Here is a 16,788-nt window from a genome sequence, read left to right as displayed (position 1 = left end):
CACACGAGCATGCCGGGCGTCGTCGAATCCCCCGCTGCTCGGGCAACGGGGACCGGCCCCCCTGCGGCGAAGACGGCATCCAAGCTCCCGCTAAGCTCGCGCGCATGAACGGTGAGGGCAGCGACAACAGCGGTAGACGGGTTGTCGACGGGCGGTTCGAGCTGGAAGCACGGCTCGGCGGTGGCGGTATGGGCATGGTCTGGCGCGCGACGGACCTGGTGCTGCATAGGAGCGTGGCCGTCAAGGAGGTCCGGCCGCCCGATCCCGACCTCGCCGAGTACGACCCGGAAGCCGCCGGGATGCTGCGCGAGCGGGTCCTGCGGGAAGCACGCGCGCTGGCCCGTATCGATCACCCCAATGTGGTGACCATCCATCATGTGGTCGACGGAGGTCCGGGTACCTACCCCTGGATCGTCATGGAGCTCGTCACCGGCGGCTCCCTGGCCGACCGCCTGGCCCGCGGACCGATGTCCCCCCAGGAAGCGGCACGGATCGGACGTGAGGTGCTGGCCGCGCTGCGCGCCGCACACCAGGCCGGCATCCAGCACCGCGACGTGAAACCGGCCAACGTCCTGCTGCGTCCCGACGGGCGTCCGGTGCTGACGGACTTCGGCATCGCGGCGATCCGCGAGGCGACCTCCCTCACGGCCACCGGGTCGGTCATCGGCACCCCCGACTACATGGCGCCCGAACGCGTCTCCGGCAAGGACGGCGGTCCCGCCTCGGACCTGTGGTCGCTGGCGATGATGCTCTACACGGCCGTGGAGGGCCACCACCCGCTGCGCCGCGGCACGACACTCGCCACCCTGGCAGCCGTCCTCAGCGAGGAGATCCCGCCGCCGGTCAACGCCGGTCCGCTGCAGGACGCCCTGACGCGGGTCCTCGTCCGGGACCCCGCGGCGAGGCCCGATGCCGAGCAACTCGACCGGATGCTCGCCGACGTCGCCCGCGAGCCCGAGTCGCCCACCTCCTACCAACTGCACCGCCCGTCGGCACCGTACGTTTCCGGGCCCGCCACGGCACCCACGGGCTTCGGCCCCGCGCCCGCGATGTCCGGAGGGCCGTACGCCGCTCCTGCGGCCCCGACGACGTTCCAGGGCCCGCAGGACGCGCGTCCGGTCTCTCCCACCGTCCCGGTACGGCCGGACCGTGGCCGGCGCTGGAAGGTGGTGGGCCTGCCCGTCGCCGCAGTGGCGCTCGCCGGGGTTCTCGTCTGGGCGGGGCTTCCCGACGGAGACTCGAAGGCAACCGATTCCGCCGCGTCCGGCGGCTCCGCCGGCAAGTCGCCGTCGGGCGGCGGCCCGACCGCCCCGGACGTCACGCCATCGGCGAAGGAGTCGACCGGCGCGACGGCGAGCGCGAAGGAGAACATGCTGACTCCGGCCGGCATCCGCACCGCCATCAGCGCGTTCAAGCAGCAGACCGGACGGACCCGGTTCGGGTCCTTCGTCGTGTATCCGGAATACGTCTCCGCCGACCTGATGGTGAAGGGCAGCGACACCAAGAAGGACTCGTACACCTATCGCCCCGGCCAGGGCGTCCAGAAGGGCATCATCAGCGACACGCTCAGCGGCGAGGAGAAGCCCGTCAGCCTGGACGACTTCGACTGGGACAAGGTCCCGGCCCTGCTGGCCGAAGCAGAGCGGAAACTGAAGGTCGATCACGTCACGACCCGCTACCTGACGGTGATCCTTCCGGGCAACCCCTTCGGCGACCCTGCCGGAATGTCCGTCTACCTCACCAACGCCTACGGCCAGACCGGCTACCTCCAGGCGAACACCCAGGGCAAGGTCACCAGGGTGATGCCCAACGAGGGCTGACGCGGCATGTGAGGCAGGTCACTTGGCAGGGTGGAACTCGAGAGACGGCATCGGCGAACAGGAGGTGACCACGACACGGCTTTCGAGGGATACGACATGAACCACAGAGGTGAGGCGTGACGCTCCAGCCGGGCACCGCTGCCGCACTCGCCACGGCAACGGACGGGGTCGGTGACTCCGACGGCTCGGTGATCGAACGGTCCTGGCGGACGCCCGACGCATTCGCCCTGATCTTCGACCGCTACGCCGACGACATCCACCGCTACATCGCACGACGTCTGGGCTCCGACACCGCCGACGACCTGATGGCGGAGACCTTCGTGATCGCGTTCCAGCGTCGTCGGCGCTACGACCTGTCGCACGCGCACGCTCGGCCCTGGTTGTACGGGATAGCGACCAACCTGATCGGGCGTCACCGCAGGGACGAGGCACGCCGGCTGCGGGCACTGTCGCGCATGGCGTCACTGTCCGCGGACCGGGAGCACGAAGGCCCCGAGGACGGGATCACCGAGAAGCTCAGCACCGGCGGGACGCACGGCACCCTGGCCGGCGCTCTCGCCGCACTGCCCGCCCGGTACCGGGACGTGCTGCTGGTGATCGCCTGGGGAGAACTCGACTACACGGAGGCCGCGCAGGCCCTGGGCGTGCCCGTCGGCACCGTGCGCTCCCGCCTGCACAGGGCCCGCACCAAGCTGCGTCGGGCACTGGGCGCACCGGATCCCACCACCTCGACCGCGCCCCAGAAGGAGACGGATCATGGATGAACTGACGATGGTGCGCGGCTGGGAAGCCGACCGGCACGCCCTGTCCGACGACGCCCGCGTCGCCGCCCGGGCCCGCCTCGGAGCCGCGATGGTCGAGGAGTCCCGCAGTGGCGCATCCCGTGGACATGCACTGAGCCGACGCCTCGTCTTCCGTACCGCACTCGTCGGCGTCACCGCGGCGGCAGTGGGCGTCACGGTCGTGGTGGCCGACGACGCCAAGGACGACGACAAGCCCCGTCTGGGCGCGATCAGCGCAACGGAGGTGCTGCAGAAGGCCGCTGACAGGTCACGCGCCGCGGGCAACGACCTGCCCGTGCCGCGCAACGACCAGTACTTCTACACCAGGACCTACATCACGCGGACGCCGGTCAAGGGCGGCAGGACCAGGACGTGGACCGACGAGAGCTGGATGTCGGTGGACGGCTCCAAGCCGTCCCTGCGTCAGGAGCACGGGAAGATCCACCACGATCCGCCGCTCGGCAAGCACGAGGTGCGCTGGCCTCCCACCGTCTACTCCAAGCTCAAGACCATGCCCACGGACCCCGACAAACTCCTCGCCCAGTTCAGGGGGAGCCAACCGAGCACGCCCCACAACGACATGTACGCGTTCTTCAACGGATGCATGCTGCTCATGGGACCGCGTGTGATGCCCCCGGGCTTGCAGGCCGCCGCCTTCGAAGCGCTGGCGAAGCTTCCCCGGATCCGCCTGGACTACGACGAGGTGGACGTGGCCGGCCGGACCGCCGTCGGAGTCTCGTACCCCAAGACGGCGTGGACCTTCCTCTTCGATCGCAAGACCTACGACTACTTGGGCCTGCGGACCAAGGGGAGCAGCCCGAAGAAGGTGCACGGCGAGTGGAAGCAGGCCAACTGGTACTACGAGACCAGGATTCTGCAGGACGTCCAGGTGGTCGACCGCATCGCACAGCACGGCTGAGCATCCTAGGACGCGGTCCGGCAGAATGACGGCCATGAACGGGAACCAGAACACCAGTGCGACGGCCGCCGAGCCCAGGCCGCCGCTGACGGCCGACCTCACCGGTACCGAGCTGCTGCGCTGGTACTGGACGCTGGACGAGCTCACCGGTCTCGCCCGCACGATGGGCGTCGCGCGGCACGGCGGCAAGGCAGCGCTCACCGCCCGGCTCGCCGCGACGCTGGACGGCCTGCCGCTGCCTGCCGCCCCGGCCCGCCGTCGCCCGGCGACCGTGCAGTTGGCCGAGCCCGTCGACGGCGACACCGTGATCCCGGCCGGACAGCGGTGCAGCCAGGTCCTGCGGAGGTACTTCGTCGAGGCGATCGGCCCCGGCTTCCACTTCGACACCTTCATGCGCGACTTCATCGCTCAGAATGCCGGCCAAACCCTGGCGGACGCCGTTGCTCACTGGCACGCCACGCGCCCGGACGCGGCCCGGCCCCGCGAGATCGAGGAGCAGTTCGAGTTCAACCGCTTCACCAGCGCCTGGCACCGCCAGAACCCGGCCGGCACCCGCGCCCAGGCTCTCGAAGCCTGGTACGCCCACCGCGCACTCCCCAAACTCCCCGGCGGCGGCTGACGGGGCACGCTCGTCGGGCGAGGACGGAACGAGCCGGTTCCGGTCAGCCCGAAGGGCGCGTACAACGATGGCGGCGCCGGTCGGCATCATGGAGTGCCGACCGGCGCCGCCACCGCAGCACATCACAGCGTCGCGGTCGTCCCCTCCCCGGAGCCGCTGCCCGCTAGCCACTCGTCCCATCCCAGGTTGAAGTCGGCGTAGCCGTTGTCGGCCGGGGCCTTGGCGCGGGTCGAGCCGGTGATGGTGACGGGGTCGCCCTGCTTGACCTGGCCGTAGAACCACTTGGCGTCCGACAGGGACAGGTGGACGCAGCCGTGCGAGCCGCGGGCGCTGCCGCTGCCCGGATTGGGGTCGCCGGTCGAGTAGTGCACGTACGTGCCGGACTGGGTCAGGTGGATGTCCCAGGGAAGCGTCAGGTCGTAGTAGTTGGGGCTGCCCTTGTCGCAGCTGATGCCGACGCTGCAGGAGGTCATGTGGACCTTCTCCTGCTTGTCGATGACGGCCATCGTGCCGTTCCACGTCGGATACTGGGGGCTGCCCGCATTGATCGACAGGGTGCGCACCAGCTTGCCGTTCCGGGTCACCTTCATGGTGTGGCCGGTCACCGACACATCCGCGCGCACGTCGTCGCCGACCTTGAAGGTGTGCGTGTAGGTGCGCACGCCGTAGCGTCCGTTGCCGTTGCTGACGCCCGTCATGTCGGCGTCGATCTTCACCGTCGTGCCGGAGGGCCAGTACGTCTTCGGGCGCCAGTCCGCGCGCCTGTCCCCGAACCAGTGCCAGGCGCCGGCCACCGGCTGCGAGGCGCTCACCTTCATGTGCTTCTCGACCGTGGCCCGCGCCTTCGCCGCCACCGGGTTCGTGAAGACCACCGAGATCGGCATGGCCACACCGACCGTGTTGCCCGTCTGCGGGGTGATCGTCTCCAGCAGCATCGGCGGGCCCGCCGGCTTCTTCGGCGACGGAGAGGCGCTCGCACTCGGCTTGCCCGGCGCCTTCGCGTCGTCACCACCGGCCTTGTCGCTGCCGCCCCCGCCGCCGCAGGCAGTCACGCCCACCAGCATCGCACCCGTGACAAGTGCGATCCCTATGCTGCCCTTGCGCCGTCCCACGCCCCGCCCCGCTCTCTCGCTCTTCGGCCCTGAAGGGCCCGACTCCCTGTCAGACAGTGAGGACCCGGGCCTCAGTTGCACGTGTCGTGTAAAGCATGTCCCAAAAATCGGCGCGCATCCCCGGATCGGGGCCGCTGACACAGGTCTTCTGCCTGCTGATTTCGCTCGTTTCCACGCTGACGCTCCCGTAGGGTGCACGGGTTGCCGTGACGGAGAGGCGGGGCGAGGCGTGGCAGCCGGGGCAGTGACGCGGGAGCAGTTGGCGGGGGCGGCTCGGGCCGCGCTGGGCGGCGGGCGGCGGCTGGAGGCGGTCGAGCGGGTCGCGGGCGGCAGCAAGAAGGGCGTGTACCGCCTGCTGCTGGACGACGCGACGACGGCGATCGCCTACCTCTGGCACGACGCCGAGAACTACTGGCCGGCGGCCGAGGGCGACGACGACCTCACCGACCCGTTCTCGCCCGGCCTCGGGCTCGACCTCTTCGAGGCCGCCCACGCCCGGCTGGACGCGCTCGGCGTCCGCGTCCCGGCCATCCGCCTCGTCGACCGCGAGGGCACCCACGGTCCGGCCGACCTCGCGATCGTCGAGGACATCCCCGGCGAGAACCTGGAGCAGCTGCTCGCCCGTGGCCCGAGCGCGGCAGCCCCCGTCATGGACCGGCTCGGGGAGGCGCTGGACGCGATGCGGCGGCACCGGGCGTCCACGTACGGCAAGGTGGCCGTGGTCGACGGCGGCGGCACATCGCAGGGGACGTCGTGCGAGGGAGTGGTCCTCGACCGCGCACTGCGGGACCTCGCCGAGGCCGCGTCGCGCGACCCGCGGATCGCGGAAGCCCGCGACCGGCTGGAGGAGCGACTGACGGACCTCGCGGCGGCTGTGCGGCCCCGCGCGCAGTACGCGGTCGTGCACGGCGAACTCGGGCCCGACCACGTGCTGGTCGACGCGACCGGGAACCCCGTGGCGATCGACTTCGAGGGCTTGATGTACTTCGACGTCGAGTGGGAGCACGTCTTCCTCCGGATCCGCCTGCACGACGCCTACCGTCCACTGGCGGTGGACGGCCTGGACGAGAACCGGCTCGCGCTCTACACGCTCGCCCAGCGTCTCTCCCTGACGGCGGGGCCGCTGCGCCTGCTCGACGGGGACTTCCCCCACCGGGCGGCGATGGCGGACATCGCCGAGCACAACCTGAAGGAGACGCTGGCCCTGGTCCACGCCTGAACGCAGGAGCGTGTGGTCACAACATGACGTGCTTGACCTGTGTGTAGTCGAGCAGGCCGGTCAGGGAGAGGTCGCTGCCGTAACCGGAGTGGCGCACACCGCCGTGCGGCATCTCCGAGACTGTCGTGCCATGGGTGTTGACCCAGACGATGCCGGTGTGCAGGGCGCGGCTCGCCCGCATGGCCCGGTCGTGGTCGCGGGTCCAGACACTCGCGGCCAGTCCCTGCGGAACGGCGTTCGCCATACGCAAGGCCTCGGACTCCTCGGTGAAGGGCTGCACGGTGACGACCGGGCCGAACACCTCGCTCCGTACGATCTCGTCCTCCTGCCGGGCTCCGGCGACCACCGTGGCCTCGTGGAAGTAGCCCGGGCGGTCCAGGGCCCCGCCCCCGGTGACGACCTCGGCGTGCTCCGGGAGCCGCTCCAGCAGGCCGCGCACGGAGGCGAGTTGGGCGGCGTTCGCGAGGGGACCGAAGTCGGCGTGCTCGTCGTCGGGGCCGCCGGGCAGCAGCCGTGCGGCCCGGTCGGCGAAGGCGTCCAGGAAGGTCTCGTACACACGATGGTGGACGAGGATCCGGGTGGCGGCCGTGCAGTCCTGCCCCGCGTTGTAGAAGGCCAGCGACGACAACTGCTCGACCGCTGCGTCGAGATCTGCGTCCTCGTGGACCAACACGGGTGCGTTGCCGCCGAGTTCGAGGTGCAGCCGCTTGAGGTCGGCGGCCGCCGCGGCGGCGATCTCCTGCCCGGCACGGACGCTGCCCGTGACGGCGACGAGCCGGACGTCCGGGTGGGCCACCAGCGAGCGCCCGGTGTCGCGGTCGCCGCACACCACGTTGAGCACCCCGGGCGGCAGATGCCCGGCGGCCAGCCGGGCGAGGAGAGTGGCCGACGACGGCGTGGTGTCGGACGGTTTCAGGACGACGGTGTTGCCGGCCGCCAGCGCGGGGGCGACCTTCCAGACGGCCATCATCAGCGGATAGTTCCACGGGGTGATCTGCGCGCAGACACCGACCGGCTCTCGGCGCAGGACGGAGGTACGGCCCGGCGTGTACTCGGCCGCGGCGGCGCCCGGCAGGTTCCGGGCCGCCCCGGCGAAGTACCGCAACACGTCGACGATCGCGGGCAGTTCGTCCGCCAGGAAGAGTGCGCGCGGCTTGCCCGTGTCGGTCACCTCGGCGCCCGCCAGCGCGCCGGCCTCCCGCTCCAGGGCGTCGGCGATACGCAGTAGCGCGGTCTGCCGCTGCGCCGGAGTCGTGGCCGACCAGCCGTGAAAGGCCTGCTCGGCTGCCCGGCAGGCCGCGTCCACGTCCTCGGGGCCGGAGAGCGGGGCCGTGCCGTGGGGGAGTCCGGTGGCCGGGTCGATCAGCGGCACGGAGGCACCGGAGGCGGCCGGTACCTCCTTGCCGTCGATGTGGTTGAGGCGGACGTCGTCAGCCACGGCGCAGCGCCTCCTCGGCGGCGGCGCGGCCGGTGCGGACGGCGCCCTCCATGTATCCCGCGACCCACTGGTCGGAGCCGCAGACGTAGAACGGCGGCTCGTGCGTGCCGTGCAGCGGGCCCACCGTCATGACCTCGCCCGGCGGCCACTGGGTGACGTAGCCCTGGGTCCACGGGTCGGTGCCCCACAGCCGCAGATGGCAGGCGGTCGGCCGCAGCGCCTCGTCGCCGAACATGGCGGCCATCTCGGCGAGCAGCTCGGGCGTGCGCAGATGGGGCGGGGTGCCCAGCAGGACGCCGTAGCGCTCGGGCGGGACCAGCGCCGACAGGACACCCTCGTTCTGTGGCCAGGTACTGCCCAGAACGCCCTCGGTCTCGGAGAGGCCGTTGAGCCCGTTCGCGCGCCAGAACGGACGGTCGTACACGGCGGCGAACTTCGCGGCCGTCGCCTGTCGTTGTCGGTGCAGCGAGGCCAGACGGGCGTCGCTGACACCGGTGACGGCGACCGACCGGAGCGGCCCCACCGGCAGGGCACTCACCACGGCCGCCGCCGTGAGCACTTCGCCGGTGACCAGGCGTACGGCGCAGTGGCCGGGGCGTACGTCCAGCGCGGCGACCGGCGAGCCGAGGCGTATGCGCGGCCCCAGCTCGCGGCCCATGACCTCGGCGAGGGTGGCCGACCCTTCCGCCAGTCGCAGTCCCTCCCAGTTGTCGTAGTCGTAGTCGCCCGTACCGGGGACCGCCGCGCTCTTGCGGAGCGCGGCCAGGAGCGAGATGCGCTCGTACGATCCTCCCGCCAGGGCCAGTTGGCCCATGTCCCACAGCCGCACCACTGCGGGTGTGGCGTGGCGGGAGCGCAGCCAGTCGGCCACGGACAGCCGGTCCAGGGCGGTCGCGTCCGGGTGCGACCAGGGGTCGTCGGGGTCCACAGTGGAGGCGAGTTCGCTGAACTCCTTGCCGACTTGCTCGTGTCGGGCCATGTCGCCGGGGCCGAACCAGTGCGGTGGGTCGCCGGCCGAGCGACCCTCGGGTGTGGAACGGGTGATACGGCCGGGTTCGGCGACGTAGCTGGCGACCAGCTCCAGGCCGAGTTCCTCGGCGAGTTGCAGGTATGCGGTGTGGGCATGGCCGACCACTTCGCCGCCCAGCTGGACGGTGCGGCCGTCGGGCGTGCGGGTCTGCTCGACCCGGCCGCCGACGCGGTCCCGGGCCTCCAGGACGAGCACGTCGGTTCCGGCGGCCGCGAGGTCCCGGGCGGCGGCGAGCCCGGCGAGACCCGCGCCGAGCACGATCACGTCGTGATGCATCAGCTTCGCTTTCGTGAGTGAGGCGGGTGGGGATCAGGCCAGGACCAGACAGTGTTCGGGCCGCCAGCCGAACTCCACCGTCTCTCCGCCGCTCCAGCGGTCCTCCATGCGCGCACGGGCCGTGTTCTGCTCCAGCACGGACAGCGTCACGCCCGGGGCGAGTTCGATCAGATAGGTCGTGGTGGGGCCGCTGTAGACGGTTTCGCGGATGACACCGGTCAGTATCGACATGCCCGGTTCGAAGTCCGACAGCCAGATCTTCTCGGGGCGCACCGACACGCTGACGGCGGTGCCGTCCGCGATGCCGCTCCGGGCGCCGACCGGCAGGGCGGGCCCCTGGTCCAGGGCGACCTCACCGCCCCGGTAGGTGCCGGTCATCAGGTTGGAGGTGCCCATGAAGGAGGCGACGAAGCGGGTGGCGGGGTGTTCGTAGACGTCCTCCGGGGTGCCGCACTGTTCGATACGGCCCTCATTCATCACGGCGATCCGGTCGGACATGGTCAGCGCCTCGTCCTGGTCGTGGGTGACGAAGACGAAGGTGATGCCGACCTCGCGCTGGATCTGCTTCAGCTCGACCTGCATCTGCCGGCGTAGCTTCAGGTCGAGGGCGGCCAGCGGCTCGTCGAGCAGGAGGACGGCCGGACGGTTGACGAGCGCGCGGGCGAGCGCGACGCGCTGCCGCTGGCCGCCGGAGAGGGTACGGGGTTTGCGGTCGGCGAGGCCGGCGAGCTGGACCAGGTCCAGCATCTCGCCGACACGCTGCCGTATCTCGGCCCTGGCGACGCCCTTGCGCTTCAGCCCGAAGGCCACGTTGTCGGCGACGCCGAGGTGGTCGAACAGCGCGTAACTCTGGAAGACCGTGTTGACGTTGCGCCGGTTCGGCGGCAGCGCGGTCACGTCCTCACCGGCGAGGAGCACCGAGCCCTCGGTGGGGTCGCTGAACCCGCCGATCATGCGCAGCGAGGTGGTCTTGCCGCAGCCGGAGGGGCCCAGCAGGGAGAAGAAGTGGCCGGCCTCGATGTCCAGGTCGAGCCGGTGGACGGCGTAGGAGTCGGCGAACTGCTTGGAGACGCCGTCGAGCCGGACGGCGGGGGTCGCGTCCATGGATCACTCTCCGGAGAGGATGTCGAGGCCGCCGCGGCGGCCGAAGAGGCGCGGGATGAACAGGGCCAGGGCGATCAGGGCGATGGAGCCCGCGAGCATCAGCGTGCCGACCGCGTTGATCGTGGGCTGCACCCCGAAGCGGATCGCCGAGTAGATCCGCACCGACAGCGGCTGGGGGTCGACGCCGGTGGTGAAGTAGGCGAGGACGAAGTCGTCGAAGACGAGCGCGAAGATCAGTACGGCGCTGGCCAGTACGGCGGGGAGCAGGGCCGGCAGGGTCACCAGGCGGACCGCCTGCCACCGGGTGGCGCCGAGGTCCATCGCGGCCTCCTCCACCTCCGGGTTCAGTGCCGCGACCCGGGACCGGAGGATGACCGTGACGTACGAGATCGAGAAGGTGATCTCGGCGAGCATCACCGTGCCGGTGGACAGAGCCACGCCCAGGCCCTTGAACAGCAGCATCGACGCCACGCCCGTGACGATCTCCGGCGTGATCAGCGGCACCAGCATGATCAGGCCGGCCAGCGAGCCGAGCCGGGTGCGGCAGCGGACCAGGCCGAGCGCCAGCGCCACACCGAGGACGACCGACCCGGCCATCGCCACCAGGGAGATCCGCAGGCTGGTGCCCAACGACGAGATGAGGACGTCGTCGTGGACGAAGGCCCGGTACCAGCGCAGGCTGAACCCGCCGAACACGGTCAGGGACTTCTTGGAGTTGAAGGAGAACAGGGCCACGACGGCGATGGGCAGGTAGAGCAGCGCGAAGAAGAGCCCGGTGATCGCGATGAGGATGCGTGGCCGGCGGTCGGCGCGGCCGCGCCGCGTGCGGGTACGGGCCGCCGGCCGGGCGGGGGCGGTGGCGGAGGACGGCTTGAGCAGCGTCATCGGCGGGCCTCCGCCTCGTCCTTGCGGGTGCGCCGCAGGTAGCCGAACATCCCGACCAGCAGGACCAGCATCAGCAGCATGGTGAGCGCGGAGCCCAGCGGCCAGTTCTGGCCCTGGAAGAACTTGTCCTGGATGAGGTTGCCGATCATGATCTGGTCCGGTCCTCCCATGAGCTGTGCGCTGACGAAGTCGCCCATGGCGGGCAGGAAGACCAGGACGAGTCCGGCCGCCGCTCCCTGCCGGGTGGCGGGCAGGGTGACGTAGAAGAAAGTGCGGACCGGGCCGCCGTACAGGTCGCGGCCGGCCTCGATGAGGGAGACGTCCAGCCGCTCCAGGGCCGCGTACAGCGGGATGATCATGAAGACGACGAACCCGTAGACGAGTCCCGCGACCACGCCGACTCCGGTGTTGAGGATCTTCGTGCTCCCGTCGGCGAGCCCCACCGCGCGCAGGGCGCGCAGCACGGGTCCGTCGTCGGAGAGGACCACCGACCAGCCGTACATCCGCACCAGGTAGTTGGCGAAGAACGGCACCACGATCGCGGCGATCAGCGCGTGTTTGTACCGACCGCCGTGCAGGGCGATGGTGTACGCCACCGGGTAGGCGATCAGCAGGCAGATCGCGCAGGTCAGCAGGGCGTAGCCGAGAGAGCGGGCCAGGACCTCGGTGTAGGCGGGGTCGGCGAGGGCGCGTATCGCGGACAGGTCGAAGCCGAAGCGCGGGTTGCCGAGGTCGTCGGTGGTGCCGACCGCGAGAACGGCGACGAGGACCAGTGAGGCGATCAGGAAGCCGGTCATCCAGAGGGTGCCGGGCATCATGAACCAGACCCACATCCGGTTTCCGGTGGTGTCCCGGCGACGGGTGCGCGAGGAAGGGCGGGTGCGGGTGCGTGAGGAGGGGCGGATCAGCGCCATGGTCAGCCCGCCTTCACATGGGTCCAGGCGGTGTCGCGGGCGTCCTCCGCCGCGCGGCCGCCGTTGCGGAAGAACAGGTCCGCCTTGAGGTCGTCCTCGGTGACCAGGCACTCGGGGAAGGGCTTGACCAGCTCGGCGTAGGTCTTCTCGGAACCGGCCACCGGCATCGGGTAGCCGATGTACTCGATGTTCTTCTTCACGTTCTCCGGCCGGAGCATGTAGTCGATGAACAGCATCGCGGTGCCGGGGTGAGGGGCGTTCCAGGGGATGGCGTAGCAGTCGGAGTTGATCGGCGTGCCCTCCCTCGGGGCCTGGAAGCCGAACACGGAGGGGTCCTTGGCCTGGTTGAGCATGGCGGCCATGTCACCGCTCCAGGCCTGGGTCATGACCGCGTTGCCGTTGAGGAGGTTGTTGTAGCTGTCGCTGGAGAAGCCGCGCAGCCGTGGGCGAAGCGTGCTCAGCAGGGAGGTGATGCGGTCGAGGTCACCGGTGTCTCCGGTGCTGACGCCGAGGCCGAGTTCGAGGGCGCCCATGCCGAGGACCTCGTCGCGGTCGTCCAGCAGAAAGACCTTGCCTCTGGCCTTGTCGCTCCACAGGTCCTTCCAGGACCCGGTCAGGTCACCGATCTTGTCGCGGCGCCAGCCGATGCCGGTCTTGTACGCGGTGAAGGGCACCGTGTGCGCGGAGCCGGGGTCGTACCAGGGGTCGGCGAAGTACGCGTACGCGCCGAACACGGCGTGCGAGTTGGTGAGCTGGGAGTGGTCGATGCGGCGCAGCCGGCCGCCCCGGACCAGGCGCTGGGCCCATTTGGCCGTGGGGAAGACGATGTCGTAGCGGTTGCCGGCGTTGAGCTTGGCGACCATGCCTTCCATCGAGTCGAAGTTCGACTGGATGACCTTGACGCCGTACTCCTTCTCGAACCCCTTGAACACGGACGGGTCGACGAAGTCGGCCCAGTTGAAGTAGACGAGATCGCCGTCGACACGCGCCCGGACCGGGGCGAGCTGCTTGGCGTCGGGCGTTTTGGCGGGCATGAACCCGCAGCCGCCGGCCGCGGCGCCCAGCAGGCCGCAGGCGCCCGCTCGCAGCAAGGTGCGTCGGGTCGGCGGTGGTACCTCGGGGGACATGGAACGTCCTCTCCGTCGAGGAACGGCACAAGTCCAGGGCGGGACCGGCTGGTCGGCTCACGGAGGCCCTGACTCCGTAGGGAGGACCGGTCTGGGGAGGGTGCGTGCGTCAGCGGACGCGGCGTAAGCCCGACAGGAGACGTACGGCGTACGGCGCGCGGGAGGACGTCACCGGGTGTCCCCCTCCAGGTCGTCCCGGACCCGGCGGGCGAACCAGCCGACGGCGGCCTCGCGCTGCGACAGCGGCCCCGGCTCGAAACCGGGCGTCCGCAGGCCGGCCTGCACGCGTTCCACCAGCTCGGCGTCCTCGTCGTTGGTGACCCAGCCGATGTGGATGTTCAGCCGCCGGGCCAGCCGGGTGCGGACGCTCTCCCCGTGCCGGGTGTAGAAGCCGCCGGGGATCGCCGCCCGGTCCTGGGCGGTGGGCAGGGCGGTCCACGCGAGCACGTGGTCAGGGTAGAAGTCGATGAGCGTGTTCGGATAGATCACCGCGTACCGCCACACGCGCCGGTCGGCCTCGGTCAGTCCCGGCATCGGCGTGGCGAGCCGCTGGTAGAGCCGCTCGGTCCAGTTCGAGGAGGGCTTGTCGCGCAGCGGGGACTCGAACAGGACGTAGTTCTCCTGCACGTCCACCGTGTAGGCCTGGTAGTCCAGCAGCCGCATGAGCGCGGGGTGGGCCACGGGGACGTGGTAGCCCTCGAGATAGTTGTCGACGATGACCTTCCAGTTGGCGTTCTGCTCCTCGCCGCCGGACAGGTCGTGGATGCGGTGCCTGCCGACGGGGACCAGGCCGGGGTCGGCGTAGTGGCCGACGGCCTCGGCGAGCCCGGCGCAGCTCTCCGCGAGCGGGGTCGCCTCCATGTCGAGGTTGACGAAGACGAACCCGAGGAAGGACTCCACGTTGACCGGGTGCAGTCCGAGCCGGGGCTTGTCCAGGCAGGGGATCCGGCGCGCCTCGGGGGCACCGACGAGCCGCCCGTCGAGTTTGTAGGTCCAGCCGTGGTACGGGCAGCGGATCGCCTTGCCGGACGGCTCAGGGGCGGTGACGAGGCGGGTGCCGCGGTGCCGGCAGACGTTGAGGTGGGCGGCGAGGCCGCCGTCCTCCGTGCGGACGACCAGCACCTCCCGGCCGGCGGCGGTGGCGGTGAGGCGTGCGCCGGGTCCGGGAAGGTCGGACTCGTGGCAGACGAGCTGCCAGGACTTGGCGAAGATGCGTTCGCTCTCGGCCTCGGCGATGGCCGGATCCGTGTAGTAGCGGGCCGGCAGGGCCTGCCCGGGGTGCTCGGGGGGCGGTTCCGGCGGGGCAGGCGAGACGGTGTCGGTTGCCCGGGTGGTCGAGGGGTGCATGAGGTCCTCCTCCGCGCCGCGGCGGCGGCGATGGGCGGTGAGGCTGTGCCCGGAACGGACGGCAGGTAGGCGTCACGTACGTCGCCACGTGCGACGTCGGGTGAGGCTCCGGACCTGCCTGCATCCGGCTGACTAATTGGTTAGTCAGAGTGGGCCGACGGTGGGATCAAGTCAAGACTTGTGGGCTGACTAATTAGTTAGTTAGTGTCGTGCCAGGCGGACGACCGCGCACCTCGCACCGGTCCGGACATCCTCTGTCACCGTCCACGCCGTGCCCGGTGCCGGCCGGGCACCCCGCACAGCTCCCCACCCCCTCTCCTCGCGGTTACGGGAGCCCCCCGTCCACGCCATCGCCGCGCCACCCGTCTCCGGACCACCCGGAGTCGGTGCGCCCCCGGAGGCACGCATGAGCGCTCGCCGAAGTCTCGTCTGGCTCGGTCTCACGCCGGAGCCCGAACAGGAACTGCCCGCCGCCGTGGCCGCCCTGCGATCCCCGGCGGAGGACCGCCCGCCGGCGGCCCTCGTCGTCGCCGAGCGACACCGCGTCGAGCGGCTGGTGCTGCGCGGCACGCAACGCGACTGGCTGCGCTACCTCCGTGAAGTCACCGACCTGGTGGTCGAGGCCGCGGCGGAAACCGCCCCCGCCGACCCACGGCCGGCGTTGGTGGCCGGCGAGGTCGTCCTCGACCACCACCGCATGCTGATCGGCCTGCCCGGCTCCGGATACGTACGTACGGCCACGCAGCGACGGGACCTGGAACGGGCGCTGGTGCGGCTGAGAGCCCGCGACTACACCAGCCTCTTCGGCCACCCCGACCCCAGGAGCACCGCATGACCGGCGTCTTCTCCCTCCTCCCCGACGGCCGGCCCGGCCTCCTCGCCCCGCTGCTGTCCGGCGCCTGGCTGTCCGGCGGCAGCGAGGACAGCTCCCGGTACCTGGCCGCGGGCGGCTACGCCCCGCTTACCTCGCCCGACCGGCTGCTCGACCGGATCGCCGCTGTGGGGCTGCGCGGCCGCGGCGGGGCCGGCTTTCCCGCCGCGGTCAAGATCCAGGCCGTGCGCGACGCACCGGGCCCGCCCGTGGTCGTGGCCAACGGTGAGGAGGGCGAGCCGGGCTCGGTGAAGGACCGCTGGCTGCTGCGGCACCGGCCCCACCTCGTCCTGGACGGCATCCGCCTGGTCGCGGCCATGACCGGCGCCGAGCGCGGCTGCGTGTACCTCTCCGACGCTCCCGCCGAGCAGGCCGTGCGCCGGGCCCTCGCCGAGTGTCCCCCCACGCTGCGCATCGACGTCGTACACACGGAGCACACCTACGTCGCGGGGGAGGAGACCGCGGTCGTACGACGCATCGACGGCGGTCCGGCGCTGCCCACGGCGAAACCTCCGCGCCCCTTCGAGAGCGGTGTCGGCGGCGCGCCCACCATCGTCGCCAATGTGGAGACGCTGGCACGCATCGCGCTGATCTACTCGCGTCCCGAAGCCGCGGACGCCGTCGCCGGAGCCCATCTGGTGACCCTCTCGGGCGGCAGTGGTACGTCCGCGCTGGCCGAGGTGCCGGCCGGAACACACCTGAAGGTCCTCGCCGACCTGTGCCGGCACGGCACAGCCCAGGCGGTCCTGCTGGGCGGCCTCTTCGGCGGCCTGCACGGCACCGGCTGGACGGACCTTCCCCTCGACCACGACCGCCTGCGCGCGGCCGGCGGAGCCCTCGGCTGCGGGGCGCTGCACTTCCTGCACCCCGAGGACTGCCCGGTCGCCGTCGCCACCGAGGCCGCCGCCTACCTCGCGGCGCAGAGCGCCCGGCAGTGCGGGGTGTGCGTCTCCGGCACGGGGGCGCTGGCCCGCACCCTCACGGCCCTCACTCGCGGCCAGGCGGGTGACGACACGGCCGGCAAGCTGCGCCGCTGGTCGCGGCAGCTGCCCGGCCGCGGGGCCTGCGGGCTGCTCGACGCCGCCGCCCGCGTCGTCGCCACCCTGCTCGCCCACTTCCCCGACCGCGTCGACGCCCACCGCCGCTCCGCCTGCCCCGCCTGCGAAGGCGCGGCGCCCGAGGACGGGCGCCGGTTCACGGTGGCGGTGCCCTGAGCCGCATCCGGGCACCTGAGCCGCATCGGGACTCCTGAGCCGCATCGGACACCTGAGCCCCGTCCAGCCCCTGTGCCGCATCCGGACCCTGAGCCGCAATCCGGCCTCCCG

General features: G+C 71.4%; 15 protein-coding genes. 7 read left to right on the top strand and 8 right to left on the bottom strand.

Annotated elements, in window-relative coordinates:
- Positions 1 to 104: 104 nt before the first annotated feature.
- The 4 genes from ACFYZZ_RS26980 (at position 105) to ACFYZZ_RS26965 (ending at position 4,140) form a co-directional block, all read left to right on the top strand.
- Entirely contained in the window at positions 105 to 1,820 is a 1,716-nt protein-coding gene (locus tag ACFYZZ_RS26980) for a protein kinase (protein ID WP_389180848.1), read from the top strand.
- Between the two features lie 116 nt (positions 1,821 to 1,936).
- Entirely contained in the window at positions 1,937 to 2,584 is a 648-nt protein-coding gene (locus tag ACFYZZ_RS26975) for an RNA polymerase sigma factor (protein WP_389180845.1), read from the top strand.
- Positions 2,577 to 3,521, top strand: coding sequence for a CU044_5270 family protein (locus tag ACFYZZ_RS26970; RefSeq protein WP_389180842.1), 945 nt, complete (start codon positions 2,577 to 2,579; stop codon positions 3,519 to 3,521). Before ACFYZZ_RS26975 ends, ACFYZZ_RS26970 begins: the two co-directional genes overlap by 8 nt.
- Positions 3,522 to 3,555: 34 nt before the next feature.
- Positions 3,556 to 4,140, top strand: a complete 585-nt coding sequence (locus ACFYZZ_RS26965; RefSeq protein WP_389180839.1) for a DUF6434 domain-containing protein — start codon at positions 3,556 to 3,558, stop codon at positions 4,138 to 4,140.
- 122 nt (positions 4,141 to 4,262) lie between these two features.
- Here the strand turns inward: ACFYZZ_RS26965 and ACFYZZ_RS26960 are convergent, their stop codons facing one another.
- On the bottom strand, positions 4,263 to 5,204 hold the full coding sequence (locus ACFYZZ_RS26960; RefSeq protein ID WP_389180836.1) for an Ig-like domain-containing protein: 942 nt from the start codon (positions 5,202 to 5,204) through the stop codon (positions 4,263 to 4,265).
- 277 nt (positions 5,205 to 5,481) lie between these two features.
- On the opposite strand from ACFYZZ_RS26960, the gene ACFYZZ_RS26955 reads away from it, so the two are divergent.
- Complete coding sequence (locus tag ACFYZZ_RS26955; protein WP_389180833.1) at positions 5,482 to 6,471, top strand: phosphotransferase family protein; 990 nt, start codon at positions 5,482 to 5,484, stop codon at positions 6,469 to 6,471.
- Positions 6,472 to 6,487: 16 nt separating this feature from the next.
- Here ACFYZZ_RS26955 and ACFYZZ_RS26950 read toward each other — a convergent pair whose 3' ends face one another.
- The 7 genes from ACFYZZ_RS26950 to ACFYZZ_RS26920 all read right to left on the bottom strand — a co-directional run bounded on the left by ACFYZZ_RS26950 (position 6,488) and on the right by ACFYZZ_RS26920 (position 14,592).
- On the bottom strand, positions 6,488 to 7,909 hold the full coding sequence (locus tag ACFYZZ_RS26950; protein ID WP_389180830.1) for an aminobutyraldehyde dehydrogenase: 1,422 nt from the start codon (positions 7,907 to 7,909) through the stop codon (positions 6,488 to 6,490).
- The gene (locus ACFYZZ_RS26945) at positions 7,902 to 9,215 is read right to left on the bottom strand and encodes a flavin monoamine oxidase family protein (RefSeq protein ID WP_389180827.1); all 1,314 of its coding nucleotides are present in this window, start codon (positions 9,213 to 9,215) and stop codon (positions 7,902 to 7,904) included. Before ACFYZZ_RS26945 ends, ACFYZZ_RS26950 begins: the two co-directional genes overlap by 8 nt.
- Positions 9,216 to 9,248: 33 nt before the next feature.
- Positions 9,249 to 10,319: an ABC transporter ATP-binding protein gene (locus ACFYZZ_RS26940; RefSeq protein ID WP_389180824.1), complete on the bottom strand. Its 1,071-nt coding sequence runs from the start codon at positions 10,317 to 10,319 to the stop codon at positions 9,249 to 9,251.
- Positions 10,320 to 10,322: 3 nt separating this feature from the next.
- Positions 10,323 to 11,204: an ABC transporter permease gene (locus ACFYZZ_RS26935; RefSeq protein ID WP_389180821.1), complete on the bottom strand. Its 882-nt coding sequence runs from the start codon at positions 11,202 to 11,204 to the stop codon at positions 10,323 to 10,325.
- On the bottom strand, positions 11,201 to 12,118 hold the full coding sequence (locus ACFYZZ_RS26930; protein WP_389180818.1) for an ABC transporter permease: 918 nt from the start codon (positions 12,116 to 12,118) through the stop codon (positions 11,201 to 11,203). Before ACFYZZ_RS26930 ends, ACFYZZ_RS26935 begins: the two co-directional genes overlap by 4 nt.
- A 2-nt stretch (positions 12,119 to 12,120) precedes the next feature.
- Entirely contained in the window at positions 12,121 to 13,245 is a 1,125-nt protein-coding gene (locus ACFYZZ_RS26925; RefSeq protein ID WP_389180815.1) for a spermidine/putrescine ABC transporter substrate-binding protein, read from the bottom strand.
- A 168-nt stretch (positions 13,246 to 13,413) separates the two neighbouring features.
- Positions 13,414 to 14,592: an aromatic ring-hydroxylating dioxygenase subunit alpha gene (locus ACFYZZ_RS26920; RefSeq protein WP_389180812.1), complete on the bottom strand. Its 1,179-nt coding sequence runs from the start codon at positions 14,590 to 14,592 to the stop codon at positions 13,414 to 13,416.
- Between the two features lie 406 nt (positions 14,593 to 14,998).
- Between ACFYZZ_RS26920 and ACFYZZ_RS26915 the strand changes: the two genes are divergently transcribed.
- Together ACFYZZ_RS26915 and ACFYZZ_RS26910 are read left to right on the top strand one after the other, a co-directional pair.
- Positions 14,999 to 15,427, top strand: a complete 429-nt coding sequence (locus tag ACFYZZ_RS26915; RefSeq protein WP_389180809.1) for a hypothetical protein — start codon at positions 14,999 to 15,001, stop codon at positions 15,425 to 15,427.
- A complete protein-coding gene (locus ACFYZZ_RS26910; protein WP_389180806.1) occupies positions 15,424 to 16,677 on the top strand; it encodes an NADH-ubiquinone oxidoreductase-F iron-sulfur binding region domain-containing protein in 1,254 nt (417 codons plus the stop codon). The genes ACFYZZ_RS26915 and ACFYZZ_RS26910 overlap by 4 nt, the downstream gene beginning before the upstream one ends.
- The last annotated feature ends 111 nt before the right edge of the window (positions 16,678 to 16,788 follow it).

The organism is Streptomyces sp. NPDC001816, assembly GCF_042892235.1.
Classification (GTDB): domain Bacteria; phylum Actinomycetota; class Actinomycetes; order Streptomycetales; family Streptomycetaceae; genus Streptomyces.
This window is presented reverse-complemented; position numbering and strand designations above follow the sequence as displayed.

Bases quoted from the DNA above. Each gene is read 5' to 3' on its own strand.
- ACFYZZ_RS26980 (WP_389180848.1), top strand. From the start codon at position 105: ATGAACGGTGAGGGCAGCGACAACAGCGGTAGACGGGTTGTCGACGGG.
- ACFYZZ_RS26970 (WP_389180842.1), top strand. From the start codon at position 2,577: ATGGATGAACTGACGATGGTGCGCGGCTGGGAAGCCGACCGGCACGCC.
- ACFYZZ_RS26965 (WP_389180839.1), top strand. From the start codon at position 3,556: ATGAACGGGAACCAGAACACCAGTGCGACGGCCGCCGAGCCCAGGCCG.
- ACFYZZ_RS26960 (WP_389180836.1), bottom strand. From the start codon at position 5,204: ATGCTGGTGGGCGTGACTGCCTGCGGCGGCGGGGGCGGCAGCGACAAG.
- ACFYZZ_RS26945 (WP_389180827.1), bottom strand. From the start codon at position 9,215: ATGCATCACGACGTGATCGTGCTCGGCGCGGGTCTCGCCGGGCTCGCC.
- ACFYZZ_RS26940 (WP_389180824.1), bottom strand. From the start codon at position 10,319: ATGGACGCGACCCCCGCCGTCCGGCTCGACGGCGTCTCCAAGCAGTTC.
- ACFYZZ_RS26935 (WP_389180821.1), bottom strand. From the start codon at position 11,204: ATGACGCTGCTCAAGCCGTCCTCCGCCACCGCCCCCGCCCGGCCGGCG.
- ACFYZZ_RS26930 (WP_389180818.1), bottom strand. From the start codon at position 12,118: ATGGCGCTGATCCGCCCCTCCTCACGCACCCGCACCCGCCCTTCCTCG.
- ACFYZZ_RS26925 (WP_389180815.1), bottom strand. From the start codon at position 13,245: ATGTCCCCCGAGGTACCACCGCCGACCCGACGCACCTTGCTGCGAGCG.
- ACFYZZ_RS26920 (WP_389180812.1), bottom strand. From the start codon at position 14,592: ATGCACCCCTCGACCACCCGGGCAACCGACACCGTCTCGCCTGCCCCG.
- ACFYZZ_RS26915 (WP_389180809.1), top strand. From the start codon at position 14,999: ATGAGCGCTCGCCGAAGTCTCGTCTGGCTCGGTCTCACGCCGGAGCCC.
- ACFYZZ_RS26910 (WP_389180806.1), top strand. From the start codon at position 15,424: ATGACCGGCGTCTTCTCCCTCCTCCCCGACGGCCGGCCCGGCCTCCTC.